At 63.3% G+C, this 15,372-nt stretch carries 14 protein-coding genes; 10 read left to right on the top strand and 4 right to left on the bottom strand.

All coding sequences use genetic code 11. From position 1 onward, the window contains the following. Positions 1-151: 151 nt before the first annotated feature. Together glmU and NKI15_RS15065 are read right to left on the bottom strand one after the other, a co-directional pair. Positions 152-1,525 carry a bifunctional UDP-N-acetylglucosamine diphosphorylase/glucosamine-1-phosphate N-acetyltransferase GlmU gene (glmU, locus tag NKI15_RS15060; RefSeq protein ID WP_352514845.1) on the bottom strand — a complete coding sequence of 458 codons (1,374 nt, stop codon included), beginning with the start codon at positions 1,523-1,525 and terminating at the stop codon, positions 152-154. A 123-nt stretch (positions 1,526-1,648) separates the two neighbouring features. Beyond that, complete coding sequence (locus NKI15_RS15065; protein WP_023822967.1) at positions 1,649-2,398, bottom strand: cytochrome c biogenesis CcdA family protein; 750 nt, start codon at positions 2,396-2,398, stop codon at positions 1,649-1,651. A 218-nt stretch (positions 2,399-2,616) separates the two neighbouring features. Here NKI15_RS15065 and NKI15_RS15070 point away from each other — a divergent pair, with 218 nt between their 5' ends. The 8 genes from NKI15_RS15070 (at position 2,617) to rpmG (ending at position 11,983) form a co-directional block, all read left to right on the top strand. Then, positions 2,617-2,994 (top strand): COG4315 family predicted lipoprotein, encoded by a 378-nt coding sequence (locus tag NKI15_RS15070; protein WP_023725729.1) that lies wholly within the window; start codon positions 2,617-2,619, stop codon positions 2,992-2,994. A 316-nt stretch (positions 2,995-3,310) separates the two neighbouring features. Beyond that, entirely contained in the window at positions 3,311-5,977 is a 2,667-nt protein-coding gene (gene topA / locus NKI15_RS15075; protein ID WP_352514844.1) for a type I DNA topoisomerase, read from the top strand. Positions 5,978-5,981: 4 nt separating this feature from the next. After that, the gene (gene rnr, locus NKI15_RS15080) at positions 5,982-8,288 is read left to right on the top strand and encodes a ribonuclease R (RefSeq protein ID WP_352514843.1); all 2,307 of its coding nucleotides are present in this window, start codon (positions 5,982-5,984) and stop codon (positions 8,286-8,288) included. Further along, positions 8,288-8,740, top strand: coding sequence for a DUF983 domain-containing protein (locus tag NKI15_RS15085; protein WP_031194788.1), 453 nt, complete (start codon positions 8,288-8,290; stop codon positions 8,738-8,740). The genes rnr and NKI15_RS15085 overlap by 1 nt, the downstream gene beginning before the upstream one ends. An 87-nt stretch (positions 8,741-8,827) precedes the next feature. After that, a complete protein-coding gene (locus NKI15_RS15090) occupies positions 8,828-9,568 on the top strand; it encodes an NUDIX hydrolase (protein ID WP_023741455.1) in 741 nt (246 codons plus the stop codon). Positions 9,569-9,647: 79 nt separating this feature from the next. Continuing rightward, a complete protein-coding gene (locus NKI15_RS15095) occupies positions 9,648-10,823 on the top strand; it encodes an MFS transporter (RefSeq protein WP_352886276.1) in 1,176 nt (391 codons plus the stop codon). A 116-nt stretch (positions 10,824-10,939) separates the two neighbouring features. Continuing rightward, positions 10,940-11,395 (top strand): YqfO family protein, encoded by a 456-nt coding sequence (locus tag NKI15_RS15100; RefSeq protein WP_352511631.1) that lies wholly within the window; start codon positions 10,940-10,942, stop codon positions 11,393-11,395. Between the two features lie 420 nt (positions 11,396-11,815). After that, complete coding sequence (rpmG, locus tag NKI15_RS15105; RefSeq protein ID WP_006201775.1) at positions 11,816-11,983, top strand: 50S ribosomal protein L33; 168 nt, start codon at positions 11,816-11,818, stop codon at positions 11,981-11,983. Positions 11,984-12,391: 408 nt separating this feature from the next. On the opposite strand, the gene NKI15_RS15110 is transcribed toward rpmG, so the two are convergent. Both NKI15_RS15110 and NKI15_RS15115 read right to left on the bottom strand, forming a co-directional pair. Beyond that, entirely contained in the window at positions 12,392-13,765 is a 1,374-nt protein-coding gene (locus NKI15_RS15110) for a PleD family two-component system response regulator (RefSeq protein WP_352514842.1), read from the bottom strand. Between the two features lie 24 nt (positions 13,766-13,789). After that, positions 13,790-14,161, bottom strand: a complete 372-nt coding sequence (locus tag NKI15_RS15115) for a response regulator (protein WP_023667574.1) — start codon at positions 14,159-14,161, stop codon at positions 13,790-13,792. A 239-nt stretch (positions 14,162-14,400) separates the two neighbouring features. On the opposite strand from NKI15_RS15115, the gene NKI15_RS15120 reads away from it, so the two are divergent. Then, positions 14,401-14,700, top strand: a complete 300-nt coding sequence (locus tag NKI15_RS15120) for a DUF3572 domain-containing protein (RefSeq protein ID WP_023688310.1) — start codon at positions 14,401-14,403, stop codon at positions 14,698-14,700. After that, positions 14,697-15,350, top strand: a complete 654-nt coding sequence (locus tag NKI15_RS15125) for a hypothetical protein (RefSeq protein ID WP_023681574.1) — start codon at positions 14,697-14,699, stop codon at positions 15,348-15,350. The genes NKI15_RS15120 and NKI15_RS15125 overlap by 4 nt, the downstream gene beginning before the upstream one ends. Positions 15,351-15,372: the final 22 nt, after the last annotated feature.

The raw sequence follows: 15,372 nt of genomic DNA on the forward strand, positions 1-15,372 counted from the left end.
ACCAGCGCTATCTAGGGATTGCCGGCCCGCCGCGAAAGTCACTTTGCGTTTCGTCTGCTGTAACGGAACGCTTCTCAACCCGATGCACCATGACACACCGCTCTTGCAATCCGGTTACCGCAATTCCTCGGTTGTTCAATTGCTTCGGCGGTTAATGGCCGGTGCCGGCCTTTTTCTTCGCCCCTGCGGCAGACGCGAAGCGCTCGCGCAATTCCTTGCCCTTGCCGGGAATGGTCTTCTGGCGGGCGCGGCCGAAGGCCAGCGCATCGTCCGGCACGCTTTCGGTTATGACGCTACCCGAGGCGATGTAGCCGCCCTTGCCGATCGTAACCGGCGCCACCAGCGACGAGTTCGAACCGATGAAGGCGCCCTCGCCGATGTCGGTGAAAAACTTCGAGTAGCCGTCATAGTTGCAGGTAATGGTGCCGGCGCCGATATTGGCCCCCGCGCCCACACGGGCATCGCCGATATAAGTCAGATGATTGACCTTGGCGCCCTCCTCGATGACCGCCTGCTTGACCTCGCAGAAATTGCCGACCTTGGCCTTGTTGCGAAGATCGGCACCCGGCCGCAGCCGCGCGAACGGCCCGACATCGCAGTTGGAGGCAATGGTTGCGCCTTCGATGTGGCTGAAAGCGTGGATCTTGGCGCCGGTTGCAATTTTCACGCCCGGTCCGAACCAGACATTGGGCTCGACGATCGTATCGGCGCCGATTTCGGTGTCGTGCGAGAAATACACGGTCTCCGGCGCGATCAGCGTTACGCCCGACAGCATCGCCTCGTGCCGGCGACGCGTCTGCCAGATGTTTTCCGCCTGCGCCAGTTCGGCTCGGTTGTTGATGCCGAGCGCACTCTCGAAGCTGGTTTCGGTGGCAACGACATCGAGCCCTTTCGCACTGGCGATCTCGACGATGTCGGTGAGATAGTACTCGCCCTTGGCGTTCTTGTTGCCAACCTGGTCGAGCAGGTCGAGCGCATGCTTGCCCGCCACCGCCATCATGCCGGCATTGCAGAAGCCGATCTTCTTTTCCTCGGCGGAGCAGTCCTTCTCCTCGCGGATGGCGGTGAGCTTGCCGCCCTTTTCGATCAGCCGGCCATAGCCGGTCGGGCTGGGCGGACGGAAACCGATCACTACGACGACCGCGCCATCGGCAAGCTTTTGCCGCGCGGCCACCAGGGCTTCAGCATCGATCAGCGGCGTGTCGCCGAACATCACGAGAATATCGTCATAACCCTTTGATATCGCATCGCGCGCAGCCAGCACGGCATGCGCAGTGCCGAGCCGCTTCTCCTGCACGAAGGTCTCGGCCTTGGGCGCGAATTTCGCCGCCGCCTTGCGCATATCATCGGCGCCATGGCCGATCACCAGCGCCTGGCTGCGGGCGCCGGCGGCCTCGGCCGCTTTCACCACATGGGCGACCATCGGCAGTCCGGCGATCTGGTGCAGCACCTTGGGCAGAGCGCTCTTCATGCGCGTGCCTTCACCGGCGGCGAGAATGACGGACAAGCAGGATCTCTGGCTCATGGAAGGACAACCGTATGAAATGGGATCAGGAATCGCAGAGTGGTAGCATCTGGCGTCATGCTGCACCAATGGGGTTAAATTCCGGTGAGGTGATGAGGCAGTTCACTCTCGATCAGCGGATCGCTACCCCAGCCGGCCCAGCACCGGAAAATTCTCGAGCAGCCAGTAGGACACCGTCTGCACGCCACCGGTGAGGAAGAACACGCCGGCGACGACCAGCAGCGCGCCGATCGCCTTTTCGACGCGGCCGAGATGGACGCGGAATTTGCCGAGGAAGCGCATGAAGGCGCCGGAGAACAGGGCAGCAATCAGGAACGGAATGCCGAGGCCAAGCGAATAGGCGGCAAGCAGAAGAGCGCCCTCGCCCACCGTCTCGCGGCCGCCGGCCAAGGTCAGGATCGGCCCCAGCACCGGGCCGATGCACGGCGTCCAGCCAAAGGCGAAGGCCAGCCCCATGACATAGGCGGCGACCATGCTGGCAGGCTTGCCCTGCGACTGAAAGCGCGCCTCGCGCGACAGAAGTGGTATGCGCAGGATGCCGAGGAAATTCAGCCCCATCAGGACGATCAGCACCCCGGCCGCAATCGCCAGCGGCTCCTGCCAGACGCGCAGCCAGTGGCCGATGGTCGAGGCGCCGGCGCCAAGCGCCACGAACACGGTGGAGAAACCGAGTACGAAGGCGAGCGAGGAATAGATGAGCGCGCCGCGGGCGCCGGCCTTGGCCGTGACGCCAGCATCGTCACCGCGAAAATCGTCGACCGATACGCCGGCCATGTAGCAGAGATAGGGAGGCACCAGCGGCAGCACGCAAGGCGACAGGAACGAGATCGCCCCCGCTCCGACCGCGCTGACATAGCCGATGTCCAATGGCATTCCAGAACTCCAGATTCCCTGGCGCCGATATAGCGACGCAAAATCGTGTTCGCCAATCACCATCGTGTGGAATTTGGCTACAGATACGATCCGGCCGGACGAATTGTTGTCGGCCAATCCCAAGTTGACCAAGCCGGGGAAGAAATATCCCTCGCGGAACGTTCACAGAGCGAAGCCGCGATTTCTGCGCGCTTCGTCGGATCACCAGGGAGATTTCCATGAAAACGATCACCGTCGGCCTGGCCGCCCTTCTGCTCAGCACCGCCGCATCCTTCGCCGCCGAAGCGTGGAAGGAAGCGGAAGTCGGTGGCACCAAGATCTACACCGATGCCAATGGCATGACGCTCTATACCTATGACAAGGACGAGAAGGGCAAGACCAACTGCTACGACAAATGCGCCACCAACTGGCCGCCGCTGAAGGCCGAGGACGGCGCCAAGGCGGACGACGAATGGACCATCGTCGACCGCACTGACGGCACCAAGATGTGGGCCTATGACGGCAAGCCGGTCTACACCTTCATCAAGGACAAGAAGGCCGGTGACATCACCGGCGACGGCGTCGGCGAAGTCTGGCACATCGTCAAGGCCGACTGATCGTCCGAACCTCTATCCCGCACCCCATCGGCGGGACTCGGCTGGCCGCCGGCTCCAAGCGACCCGGCGACCAGTTCGGCATTTACGGGCAGCACGAACTGGTCGCGGCGCCTTTCCCGGTGGCTCGAAACACGAACCGTCCCAGACAAAAATTTTGTGATCTTCTCCATACACTCTAAGAGTGTATTGCGGCACACGCCTCCGCATTTTGGCCGCTTGCCCTTGACCGATCGCAAAAGCGCGGCCATGTGAGCGACCAATTGAATGCGTCACGCAGCGGAATTCTTCTGCCGCCCCACAGCTGATATGAGACCTCATGGACGTCGTCGTCGTCGAATCGCCGGCCAAGGCAAAGACAATCAACAAGTATCTCGGCAAGAACTTCAAGGTTCTGGCCTCGTTCGGCCATGTCCGCGATCTGCCGGCCAAGGATGGTTCGGTGCGTCCCGACGAGGACTTCGCCATGTCCTGGGCGGTCGACACCGCTTCCGGAAAGCGTCTCACCGACATCGCCAACGCGGTCAAGGATGCCGATGGCCTGATCCTCGCCACCGATCCGGATCGCGAGGGCGAAGCCATTTCCTGGCACGTGCTGGAGGTGCTCAAGCAGAAGCGGGTATTGAAGGACAAGCCGGTCAGCCGCGTCGTCTTCAATGCCATCACCAAGTCGTCGGTGCTGGAAGCGATGGCCAATCCGCGCCAGATCGATGCGCCATTGGTCGATGCCTATCTGGCTCGCCGCGCACTCGATTATCTCGTCGGCTTCACGCTGTCGCCGGTGCTGTGGCGCAAATTGCCGGGCGCCCGTTCCGCCGGCCGCGTCCAGTCGGTGGCGCTGCGCCTGGTCTGCGACCGCGAATCCGAAATCGAACGTTTCGTCCGCGAGGAATACTGGCAGATCGCTGCCCTCCTCGGCACGCCACGTAACGACAGCTTCGAGGCGCGGCTGACCGCGTTCGAGCGCAAGAAGCTGCAGAAGCTCGACATCGCCAGCAAGGCGCAGGCCGACGATATCAAGGGCATGCTCGAAGGCGCGACCTTCAAGGCTCTGTCGGTGGAAGCCAAGCCGACGCGGCGCAATCCTGGCCCGCCCTTCACCACTTCGACGCTGCAGCAAGCGGCATCGTCGGGCCTCGGCTTTTCGGCGACGCGCACCATGCAGGTGGCGCAGCGCCTCTATGAAGGCATGGAGATCGGCGGCGAGACCACCGGCCTGATCACCTATATGCGAACCGACGGCGTGCAGATGGCGCCGGAGGCGATCGACGCCGCCCGCGACACCATCGCCAAGGAATTCGGCCCAAGATACCTCCCGGAAAAGCCGCGCCAGTACACAGCCAAGGCCAAGAATGCCCAGGAAGCGCACGAGGCGGTCCGCCCGACCGATTTCATGCGCACGCCGGCTTCGGTCAGGCAGTATCTCGATTCCGACCAGCTGCGGCTTTACGAATTGATCTGGAAGCGCGCCATCGCCAGCCAGATGCAGTCGGCCGAGATCGAGCGTACCACGGTCGAAATCGAGGCGGTCAATGGCGCTCGCACCGCGGAGCTTCGCGCCGTCGGTTCCGTCGTTCGCTTCGACGGCTTCATCGCCGCCTACACCGACCAGAAGGACGACGACGCCGAAGACGAGGAAAACCGTCGTCTGCCCGAGATCCGTGCCGGCGAGCAGCTGGCCCGTCAGGCGATCAATGCCACCCAGCACACCACCGAGCCGCCGCCGCGCTACTCCGAGGCGTCGCTGATCAAGAAGCTGGAAGAGCTCGGCATCGGCCGTCCGTCGACCTACACCGCGATCCTGAAGACGTTGGAAGACCGCGACTACGTCACCATCGACAAGCGCCGGCTGGTGCCGCAGGCCAAGGGCCGGCTGCTGTCGGCTTTCCTCGAAAGCTTCTTCGAGCGCTATGTCGAATACGACTTTACGGCCTCACTCGAGGAAAAGCTTGACGAGATTTCCGACGGCAAGCTCGCCTGGAAGGACGTGCTGCGCGACTTCTGGAAAGACTTTTCCGGCGCCGTCGCCGACATCAAGGAACTGCGCGTCACCGACGTGCTCGATGCGCTGAACGAGGAACTGGCGCCGCTGGTGTTCCCCGCGCGGGAGGATGGCTCGAATCCCCGCATCTGCCCAAAATGCGGCTCCGGCAATCTGTCGCTGAAACTCGGCAAGTTCGGCGCCTTCGTCGGCTGCTCCAATTATCCGGAATGTTCCTTTACCCGCCAACTCGGCGATGCCGCCAACCCGAATGGCGAGAATGGCGGCGGCGAGGACGCCACCAAGGTGCTCGGCAACGATCCCTACACAGCAGAGGAAATCACGCTGCGCTCAGGCCGCTTCGGTCCTTATATCCAGCGCGGCGACGGCAAGGAAGCCAAGCGCTCCAGCCTGCCCAAGGGCTGGACGCCCGACTCGATCGACCATGAAAAGGCCTTGGCGCTGCTGTCGCTGCCGCGCGATATCGGCAAGCATCCTGAATCCGGCAAGATGATCTCCGCCGGGCTTGGCCGCTATGGTCCGTTCGTTTTGCATGATGGCACCTATGCCAATGTCGACAGCATAGAGGATGTGTTCTCGATCGGCCTCAACCGCGCTGTCACCGTGATCGCCGAGAAGCAGCTGAAGGGCAAGGGCGGCCGCAATGGCGGCACTGCTGCCGCGCTGAAGGAACTCGGCGACCATCCCGATGGCGGCGGCAAGATCGTCGTGCGCGATGGCAAATACGGGCCCTATGTCAACTACGGCAAGGTCAACGCGACACTGCCCAAGGGCAAGGATCCGCAGTCGGTGACCGTCGAGGACGCGGTGGCGCTGATTGCCGAGAAGGAAGCCAAGGGCGGCGGCGGCAAGAAGCCGTTCCGCAAGGCGGCAGCCGCCAAGGCCCCCGCAGCCAAGACAACCACTGGCAAGACAACCACTGGCAAGAAAACCACAGCCAAGAAATCGGCGACCAAGAAGCCGGCGGCGAAGAAAAAGGGATAGCAGCGTGGCGCGCAGGATCACCGGTAGAAGCCACGGCGATCCGCGCACCGCCGATACCCGCGCCAAGGTCAAGGACGACTATCGCCCGTCGCGTGACGAAATCCTGCGCTACATCGCCGAGAACCCCGACCGCGCGGGAAAACGCGACATCGCCAAGGCGTTTGCCTTGCGCGGCGACGACCGCATTTGGCTGAAGGACATCCTGCGCGACCTGCAGGACGAAGGCATCCTGACCAAGGAGCGCAAACGGCTGGCCCGTGTCGGCGCCTTGTCGCATGTCGCCGTACTCGACATTTTTGGCCGCGATGGCGACGGCATCCTGCTGGCGCATCCTGCCGAGCCCGTAGGCACCGGCGAACCGCCCGTCGTCTCGATCCGCGTCTCGCGCGGCGGCAATGGCCCGCAGCCGGGCATCGGCGACCGTGTGCTGGCCAAGACCTTCCCGACCGACGATGCGACCGGGCCTGCCTATACCGGCCGCGTGATGAAGATTTTCGAGAAGCGCACCGATGCCGTGCTGGGCGTCTTCCGGATACTGAGGGACGGCACCTTCCGCATCGAGCCGGTCGAACGTCGCCAGCCCGAACTGATCGTCGACAAGGAATTCCAGAACGGCGCCAGGAACGGCGACCTTGTCGAGGTCGAGCCCGCGCGGGCCTCCCGGTATGGTTTGCCGCGCGCAAAAGTGCTGGCGGTGCTGGGCTCGCTGACCAGCGAAAAGGCGGTCTCGATGATCGCCATCCACGCGCACGACATTCCGCATATCTTCCCGGCCGACGTCATCGCCGAATCCGAGGCGGTAAAACCGGCGACGCTTGCTCACCGCGAGGACTGGCGCGACCTGCCGCTGGTGACCATCGACCCGGCCGACGCCAAGGACCATGACGACGCCGTCTTCGCCACGCCCGACCTCGACGAGAAGAACCCCGGCGGCGTGATCGCCACGGTGGCGATCGCCGATGTTGCAGCCTATGTCCGCTATGGCACCGCACTCGATCGCGAGGCGCTGAAACGCGGCAATTCTGTCTATTTCCCCGACCGCGTCGTGCCGATGCTGCCAGAGCGCATCTCCAACGACCTGTGCTCGCTGCGCGAAGGCCAGGACCGTCCCGCGCTTGCCGTGCGCATGATTTTTGCCGCCGATGGCCGCAAGCTGCGTCACACCTTCCACCGCGTCATGATGAAATCGGCGGCAAAGCTCGCCTATCCGCAGGCCCAGGCCGCGATAGACGGCCTTCCTGACGACAAGACCGGCCCGATCCTCGATACGGTGCTGAAGCCGCTGTGGGACGCCTACGCCATCCTCAAGCGCGGCCGCGATGGCCGCCAGCCACTCGAGCTTGATCTGCCCGAGCGCAAGATCCTGCTCAAGCCGGACGGCACCGTCGACCGCGTCGTCGTCCCGGAGCGGCTCGACGCCCACAAGCTGATCGAAGAATTCATGATCCAGGCCAATGTCGCCGCCGCCGAAACGCTGGAAGCGAAGAAGCAGGCGCTGGTCTACCGCGTCCACGATGCGCCGTCGCTGGCCAAGCAGGAATTGCTGCGCGAGTTCCTGCAGACGCTCGGCCTGTCGCTGGCGCGTGGCGCGCAGATGCGGCCCGCCCAGTTCAACGGCATTCTCGAGCGCGTGCGTGGCGCCGACAATGAGGGGCTGGTCAACGAAGTGGTGCTGCGCTCGCAGAGTCAGGCCGAATATTCGCCCAAGAACATCGGCCATTTCGGCCTCAACCTGAAGCGCTACGCGCATTTCACCTCGCCGATCCGCCGCTATGCCGATCTGATCGTGCATCGCGGGCTGATTGCCGCACTTGGGCTCGGCCCCGGCGGGCTGACGCAGGACGAAGAGACGCGGCTGGAAGACGTCGCGGTGCTGATCTCGGGCACCGAGCGCCGCGCCATGGCGGCCGAGCGCGACACCGTCGACCGGCTGATCGCCGCCTACCTCGCCGAGCGCATCGACGACCGCTTCGACGCCCGCATTTCGGGCGTCACCAAATCGGGACTATTTGTCCAATTGCCGCAGTTTGGCGCAGATGGCTTCATCCCGGTGTCAAGTCTGGATGGCGATTACTATATATATGACGAAACCGCGCGATCGCTGTTCGGAGAACGCACCGGCAAGGGCTATCAGCTTGCCGACCGCGTCGAGGTTCGCCTGATCGAGGTGGCGCCTATGGCCGGCGCGATGCGTTTCGAGATGCTGACCGACCCGAAGCCCCTGCCCGGCTCCAAACGGTCGTTTCACAAGGCAAAAGGCCGCGCCCGCGCGTCGCAATCGCGCCCGGGGTCGCGCGGCAGGAGACGATAATGGCAAGCGAAATGGGAATCCAGAAGCAGGTTTTCGGCGGCGAACATCATTCGGGCCGAGTCGCCCGCCCGCTGTGGACGGCGATGAAGCGCGGCGCCCTTGGCCGCTGCCCGCATTGCGGCGAAGGCAGGTTGTTCGCCGGCTTCACCAAAAGTGTCGACAAATGCGCCGTGTGCGGTGAGGAGTTCCACCACCACCGCGCCGACGACCTGCCCGCTTATCTCGTCATCGTCATTGTCGGCCACATCGTTCTCGGCGCCTTCATGGGCGTTGAGGCGACCTCGACGCTCTCCATGTGGCAGCACATCGCCATTTGGGTGCCGCTGACCATCGTGTTGTCGGTCGCTCTGCTGCAACCGGTCAAGGGCGCCGTCATCGGACTGCAATGGGCGCTCTATATGCACGGCTTCGGCGGCGAAAAAGACGGCACCGAGCCGCATCCCGGAACCTAGTTTGCGTCAGGGCAATGTCGCCTGGCGCAACATGCCGACCGTGAAAGGCCACTTTCGTTTGCCAGAAGTTTCCGCTAGGTCCTGCGCATGGAAGGTATGACCAAGGCGGAAGTCAGCAGGATGGACCGTGGCGCAGCCGCCCACAGCGGCCTGCCCATACGCCCGCGCGATGCCGCCACCCTGATCCTGCTCGACCGCGAGGGCGACGAGATTCTGGTGCTGATGGGCCGGCGCCATGCAGGCCACGCCTTCATGCCCGGCAAGTTCGTCTTTCCCGGCGGCCGCACCGATTCGGCCGACAGCCGCATTGCCGTTGCCACCCCATTGCTCCCGGAGGAAGAAGCCAGGCTGACTGCCGGCGTCGGCCGCATCAGCCCGTCGCGGGCCCGTGCCATCGCGCTCTCGGCCATCCGCGAGACTTATGAGGAAGCCGGCCTGCTCATCGGCAGCAAAGGCTCGTTCGCAACCGACAAACGCGACTGGCAGGGCTTTGTCGAGCACGGCGTCCAGCCTTCGCTGGCGCCGCTGCGCTTCATCGCCCGCGCCATCACCCCGCCCAATCGCGTGCGTCGTTTCGACACCCGCTTCTTCAGCGCCTGGCGCAGCGATGTCGCCGTGGAACTGCCGGGTGGCGGCCCGACCAATGAGCTGGAAGAACTGGTCTGGCTGCCGCTTGCCAAGGCCAGAGAGGCCGATATCCCCGACATCACCCGAACGATCTTGCAGGAGCTGGAGACGCGGCTTGCCGACGATCCGCGCCTGCGACCCGGTGGGTCCGTGCCGTTCTACCGGCTTTTCCGCAACCGCTTCGTTCGCGAAATTCTTTAGAGCAATTCCAGGAAAAGTGTGACGCGGTTTTCCGTCCGGAATTACGCAATATCAAACAAACAGAGTATTCAGGCATCACATGACGGTCGATACCCAGCAAGAGGGCGACGAGCGCGTACATTGGCTACCTATGATCGCCGCGATCTCGTCGATCAGCGTCGTGGGCATCGCCATAGGCCTCGGCATGCCGCTGCTCAGCGTTATTCTCGAGAGCCGCGGCCACTCGGCATCGATGATCGGCCTCAACACCGCGGTCGCCGGCCTCGCCTCGATCGCCGGCGCCCCGCTGGCCACGCCGCTGGCGATGCGCTTCGGCGTCGCCTGGACGATGATCGCCATGATCGCCGCCGGCGCGCTCGCCTTTGTCGGCTTCCACTTCGCGCCGGACTTCTGGATGTGGTTCCCACTACGCGTCGTGCTGCACATCGCGCTGACGGTGCTGTTCATCCTGTCGGAATTCTGGATCAGCACCTCGGCGCCGCCGCGCCGGCGCGGCCTGGTGCTCGGCATCTACGCCACAGTGCTGTCGCTCGGCTTCGCCGCCGGGCCATGGATCTTCGCCCATATCGGCAGCACCGGCTTCTTGCCGTTTGGCGTCATCATCGTCCTGGTCGCGCTGGCCGCAATCCCGGTGCTGGCCGCACGGAATGAAAGTCCCACAATCGTGGTTGACGGCGAAACCAGCAACTTCCTGCGCTACATCTGGCTGGTGCCGACAGCGACCGCCGCCGTGCTGGTGTTCGGCGCCGTCGAGACCGGCGGCTTTGCGCTGTTCCCCGTCTATGGCAACCGCATCGGCTATTCCGAGGCGGATGCAGCCCTCCTGCTCACCATGATCGGCCTCGGCAACGTGCTGTTGCAGATCCCTATCGGCATGATCAGCGACCGCGTCTCAGACCGCCGCTATCTGCTTTTGGCCTGTGCCACGGTCGGACTTGCCGGCACCATCTTCATGCCGTTCTTCGCCGGCAATTGGCACCTGATGGCGGCGCTTCTGTTCGTCTGGGGCGGCGTGGTGGCCGCCATGTACACGATCGGCCTTGCCCATCTGGGCTCGCAGCTCTCCGGCCATGAACTGGCCTCGGCCAATGCCGCCTTCGTGCTCTGCTACGGCGTCGGCATGGTGCTTGGCCCGCAGGCGATCGGCATCGGCATGGATGCCTTCGGGCCCTCCGGCTTCGGCTGGTCGCTCGGCCTGTTCTTTGCCGCCTATATCGCCTTGGTCAGCGCCAGGCTGGTCCGCAATATCTGGTAGCCTGTCCGTCGCCAGCCTGCGCAATCCTGACGGGATGTCGCCGCTGCTGACAGAACCGTGTCAGGAGACCTCAGCTAAAAGGGTGTCCCAAAAAACCCGAGTTTGAGGATACGGCGATGATCGACAGCGGCTTTGAAACCACATCTCTGCGCATGACGCTTCTGCTGCTTGTCAGCTTCCAGGCCCCGGCAGCCGATGTCGACCGCATCATGGACGCCGTGGTCGCGATCGCGCCGCTGGCAATGGGCAAATACGACCGCAACGCCTATCAAACCGCGCACGGCATCGAACGCTACCGACCGCTGGAAGGTGCAGCCGCCGGCGTCGAAACCGAACTGCGCCGCCGCCCCGGCACCGTCGAGGTCTCGTTCGAGTTGCCCGACGACCAGGCGCTCGCCGCCCGCGTCGTCGAGGCGATTTTCCAGGCGCATTCCTACCAGGAGCCGGTGATCCGCATCCAGCCAATCCTCGCCAGCCGCTCCAAGGGCCTGGACGACCGCGCCAATCCGAATCGCTGGTGGAACACCACCGGGGACTGGAAGAAAGCGCTTCCAGTTAAGGAAGAAGCCTAGAAATCCGGCCCCGCTGAGGGGAAGCACCGGCCTTACCTTCTCCCGTTGTGAGGTGAGAAGCGGTCCGTAGCGGACGAAAAGCCAATTGCTTGGTTTTTCGAGATTCGAACGCCCTGAGCCTGCGAAGAATTGGGCGGGGGTGACAATCCACCCTGCCCAACCCGCCGCTTCGCTGCGTCCCGGCATTCGCCGGCCCATAGCCATGCTGTCCGTCTCGTCCTCAGCCTCCATCGCGCCGATGATAAAACCGGACAACTCACGTGCTACCTAATCCGGACAACTCATGTGCTTACGACAGAGGCAAGGCGTCGGGCTTGACTTTCCGGGCACGTTCTTTATGTGTCGCGCCAAGTTTCCCGCGTCCGGGTGTTTTCCCCCGCTCCAGCGGCCAGAACCCCACGAACATAACGGACTGATACAATGGCCAAAGCCGCAAACATCAAGATCAAGCTTCTGTCGACCGCCGACACCGGTTTCTTCTACGTGACCAGCAAGAACAGCCGTACCAAGACCGACAAGCTGTCGTTCCGCAAATACGACCCGGTCGCCAAGAAGCATGTCGAGTTCAAGGAAACCAAGATCAAGTAATCTGGTTTTCATACGCTCTGTCAAAAGCGCCGCCCCTTCGGGCGGCGTTTTTGATTCAAGGCCCCGAAAGCCAGAACCCTCCGCTGTTTGGCGCGAAGTGCTCATCTCATTTTTTGGCAAAAAAGGGGGCCGGTCGGCGTATGGCAGCGGTACGAGGAGGCCACTATGTGCCAGCGCCGGCCGGCCGACCCCACGGACCCAGGAGATGCGGCGGACCTGAGCATCATGGGGTATTCGGCGAAGCGATGCGGCTGTCTACCCTCGTGCCCGCATCGCCCTTGTTCTTGCACCGCACATTTGCGCAACAATGTTTGAAAATCAATAGTTTCTTAACCAAGCCTGCCGAATCGCTTGGATTAAGGTAAATTCCTAACCCTGTCCGATTGACTGCATAATCGGTGATCTAGCCTACGCTGCCTTGGCGACGACCCGGTTGCGGCCGCCACTTTTGGCTTCGTAGAGCGCCACGTCGGCACGTTTCATCAACGCCGCGACCGTGTCCGCGCCCTTCAGAACCGATGACACGCCGACGCTGACCGTGACTTCGATCGCCTTGCCTTCAGGGCCGATGGCAAACGGCAGCTGGGCGATTTCGGCGCGAATGCGCTCGGCAACCTTCTCCGCCACCGCGCCGTCCGTGTCCGGCATCACAACGACGAATTCCTCGCCGCCGAAGCGGCAGGCAAGGTCGATGCCCCTGACGTTCTTGCGCAGCCGCCTTGCGAACTCGCGCAGCACATCGTCGCCGCCATCATGGCCATGCGAGTCATTTACGGTCTTGAAGCGGTCGAGATCGGTGATCATCACCGACAGAGGCCGCCGCCGCGCCACGGCGCGGTCGAACAGCGTCTGCAGATGACTGTCGAGGTAGCGGCGGTTGTGCAGCCCGGTCAATGCGTCGGTCACCGCCATCTCGATGGTCTGGGCGACGCTGGCGCGCAGCTGATCGTTATAGCGCTTGCGCCGCACCTGGGTACGCAGCCGCGCCGTCAGCTCCTGCTGGTCGATCGGCCGCATCAGATAGTCGTTGATGCCGAGTTCGAGGCCTCTGATGATGCGGCCCTCCTCGCCTTCGTCGGCAATCAGGATGATCGGCAGGAAGCGGGTGCGGTCGAGCGAACGCAATTGCGAACACAACCGCAGCGGATCGAAATCGGTAAAACCGGTCGAGATCAGCACGCACTCATAGGGCGCCTCGGCGGCCTGGAAGAAGCCGGCATGCGGATCGGTGGCAATGTCGAGCTCGGCGCTGCCGCGCAGCATTTTCTGGATGCGCTCAACCGACGATTTGCGCTCGTCGATCAACAGCACCTTCGGCGTGGCGTCCTCCGACGCGAAGCTGCGGCTCAACAGCGCCTCGATGCCGATGTTGCGGGTGGTCGATGCGCGCAGCCGCAGCTCGTCGGTCAGCGACTTCAGCCTGACCAGGCTCTTCACCCGCGTCATCAGTTGCAGATCGTTGACCGGCTTGGTGAGAAAGTCGTCGGCGCCTGCCTCGAGGCCGCGCACCCGGTCGGCAACATGGCCCAGCGCGGTCACCATGACCACCGGTATATGCGCGGTCGCCGGATCGCTTTTCAGCCGCTTGCAGACCTCGAACCCGTCCATGCCGGGCATCATCACGTCGAGCAGCACGACATCGACCTTGCCGTTTTCGCAGGCCTCGATCGCGTCCGGCCCGTTGGAGGCCGTCAACACCTCGAAATATTCGGCCAGCAGCCGAACCTCGAGAAGTTTGACATTGGCAGGGATGTCGTCGACGACGAGGATCCGCGCGGTCATGTCACAAGGCTCCGGCTGAAGGCATCAGGCATCACCGAGATAGGATTTGATGGTCTCGATGAAACGCGGCACCGAGATCGGCTTGGAGATGTAGGCCTCGCAACCGCCCTGGCGAATGCGTTCCTCGTCGCCCTTCATGGCGAAGGCGGTGACGGCGATGACCGGAATGGAATGGAGGTCGTCGTCCTCCTTCAGCCATTTCGTCACTTCCAGCCCCGACACTTCGGGCAGCTGGATGTCCATCAGGATCAGGTCGGGCCTGTGCTGGCGCGCCAGATCGAGCGCCTCGAGCCCGTTGCGCGTGCGCACCGTTTCATAACCGCTGGCTTCGATGAGGTCGCGAAAGAGCTTCATATTGAGCTCGTTGTCCTCGACGATCATGACCTTCTTAGGCATCGATTTCCCGTCCCGGCCAGGCTTCTGCCCGAAGCCCTGCCGCTATGCGCCTTTGTCGAAGCACACCAAACCCTCGCTCACTCTTAAGGCAATATGATTGACGAAATGCAAACCCGAAGCGGCAAAAGCCATTCGGATTCCACCTCGAAAACCACATTGGATCGGGGCTGTGGCTTGCCGCAGGCGACGCTTGCGATTACTGCGGAAAAGAGACTCATTTCCGCAACGAGAAAGTAGTGATGGCAAACGCAGCGTCAATGCGCGAGGAAGCGGAAACCATTGCCGTGAAGGCACTGGGCTTCGTCGCCGCCGACCCCGAACTCCTGCCGCGCTTCCTGGCCATCACCGGCATCGAGGCGTCCGCCATCCGCCGCGCCGCGGCCGAACCGGGATTCCTTGCCGGCGTGCTGCAGTTCATCCTCGCCCACGAGCCGACCTTGCTGCGCTTTGCTGAGGAAACCGACACTCCGCCGGCCTCAGTCGGCAAGGCGTTGCGCGCGCTGCCTCTTGGCGGCGACGACCATGAGCATTCGATATGAGCGACGATCCCGAGACGGCACGCCAGATCGCCGAACTTGCAGCCGACGACCGGCCTCTGCTGATCCTCGATGTCGACGATGTTGTGCTCGAATTCATCCGGCCGTTTCCGCATTTCCTGAAATCGCGCGGCTTCGGCCTGACGCTGGCCTCCTTCCGCCTCACCGGCAACATTGCCGAAACGGCGAGCGGCCGGCTGATCGAACAGCCGGAGGTGACGGCACTTCTCGGAGATTTCTTCGATACGCAGGCCGACTGGCAGAGCGTTACCGACGGTGCCGAACAAGCGCTTGCCAGCCTCAGCGACCGCGTCGAGATCGTCCTTTTGACCGCCATGCCGCACCGGCATCGCGCCGCCCGCCGCGCCCATCTCGATGCGCTCGGTCTGCCCTATCCGCTATTGACCACCGAAATGGCCAAGGGACCAGCGGTGGCCAAATTGCGTGGTAGCAGAGGCCGGCCGGTAGCCTTTGTCGACGACCAGCCCGCCAACCTCATCTCGGCACGCAACTCGGTTGCCGACGCCCATCTCTTCCACCTGATGGCCGACAATTCGCTGCGCGCCTTCCTGCCGCCGGTGCCGGACGACATCATCTCCGTCGAGGACTGGCACGAGGCCGCGCCAAAGATTGCTAGCGCGCTGGGACTCTGAGTTAGCCGCCCCCGAGGTCAGT

Origin of the sequence: Mesorhizobium sp. M0862, assembly GCF_040319795.1 — a bacterium.
GTDB lineage: Bacteria > Pseudomonadota > Alphaproteobacteria > Rhizobiales > Rhizobiaceae > Mesorhizobium.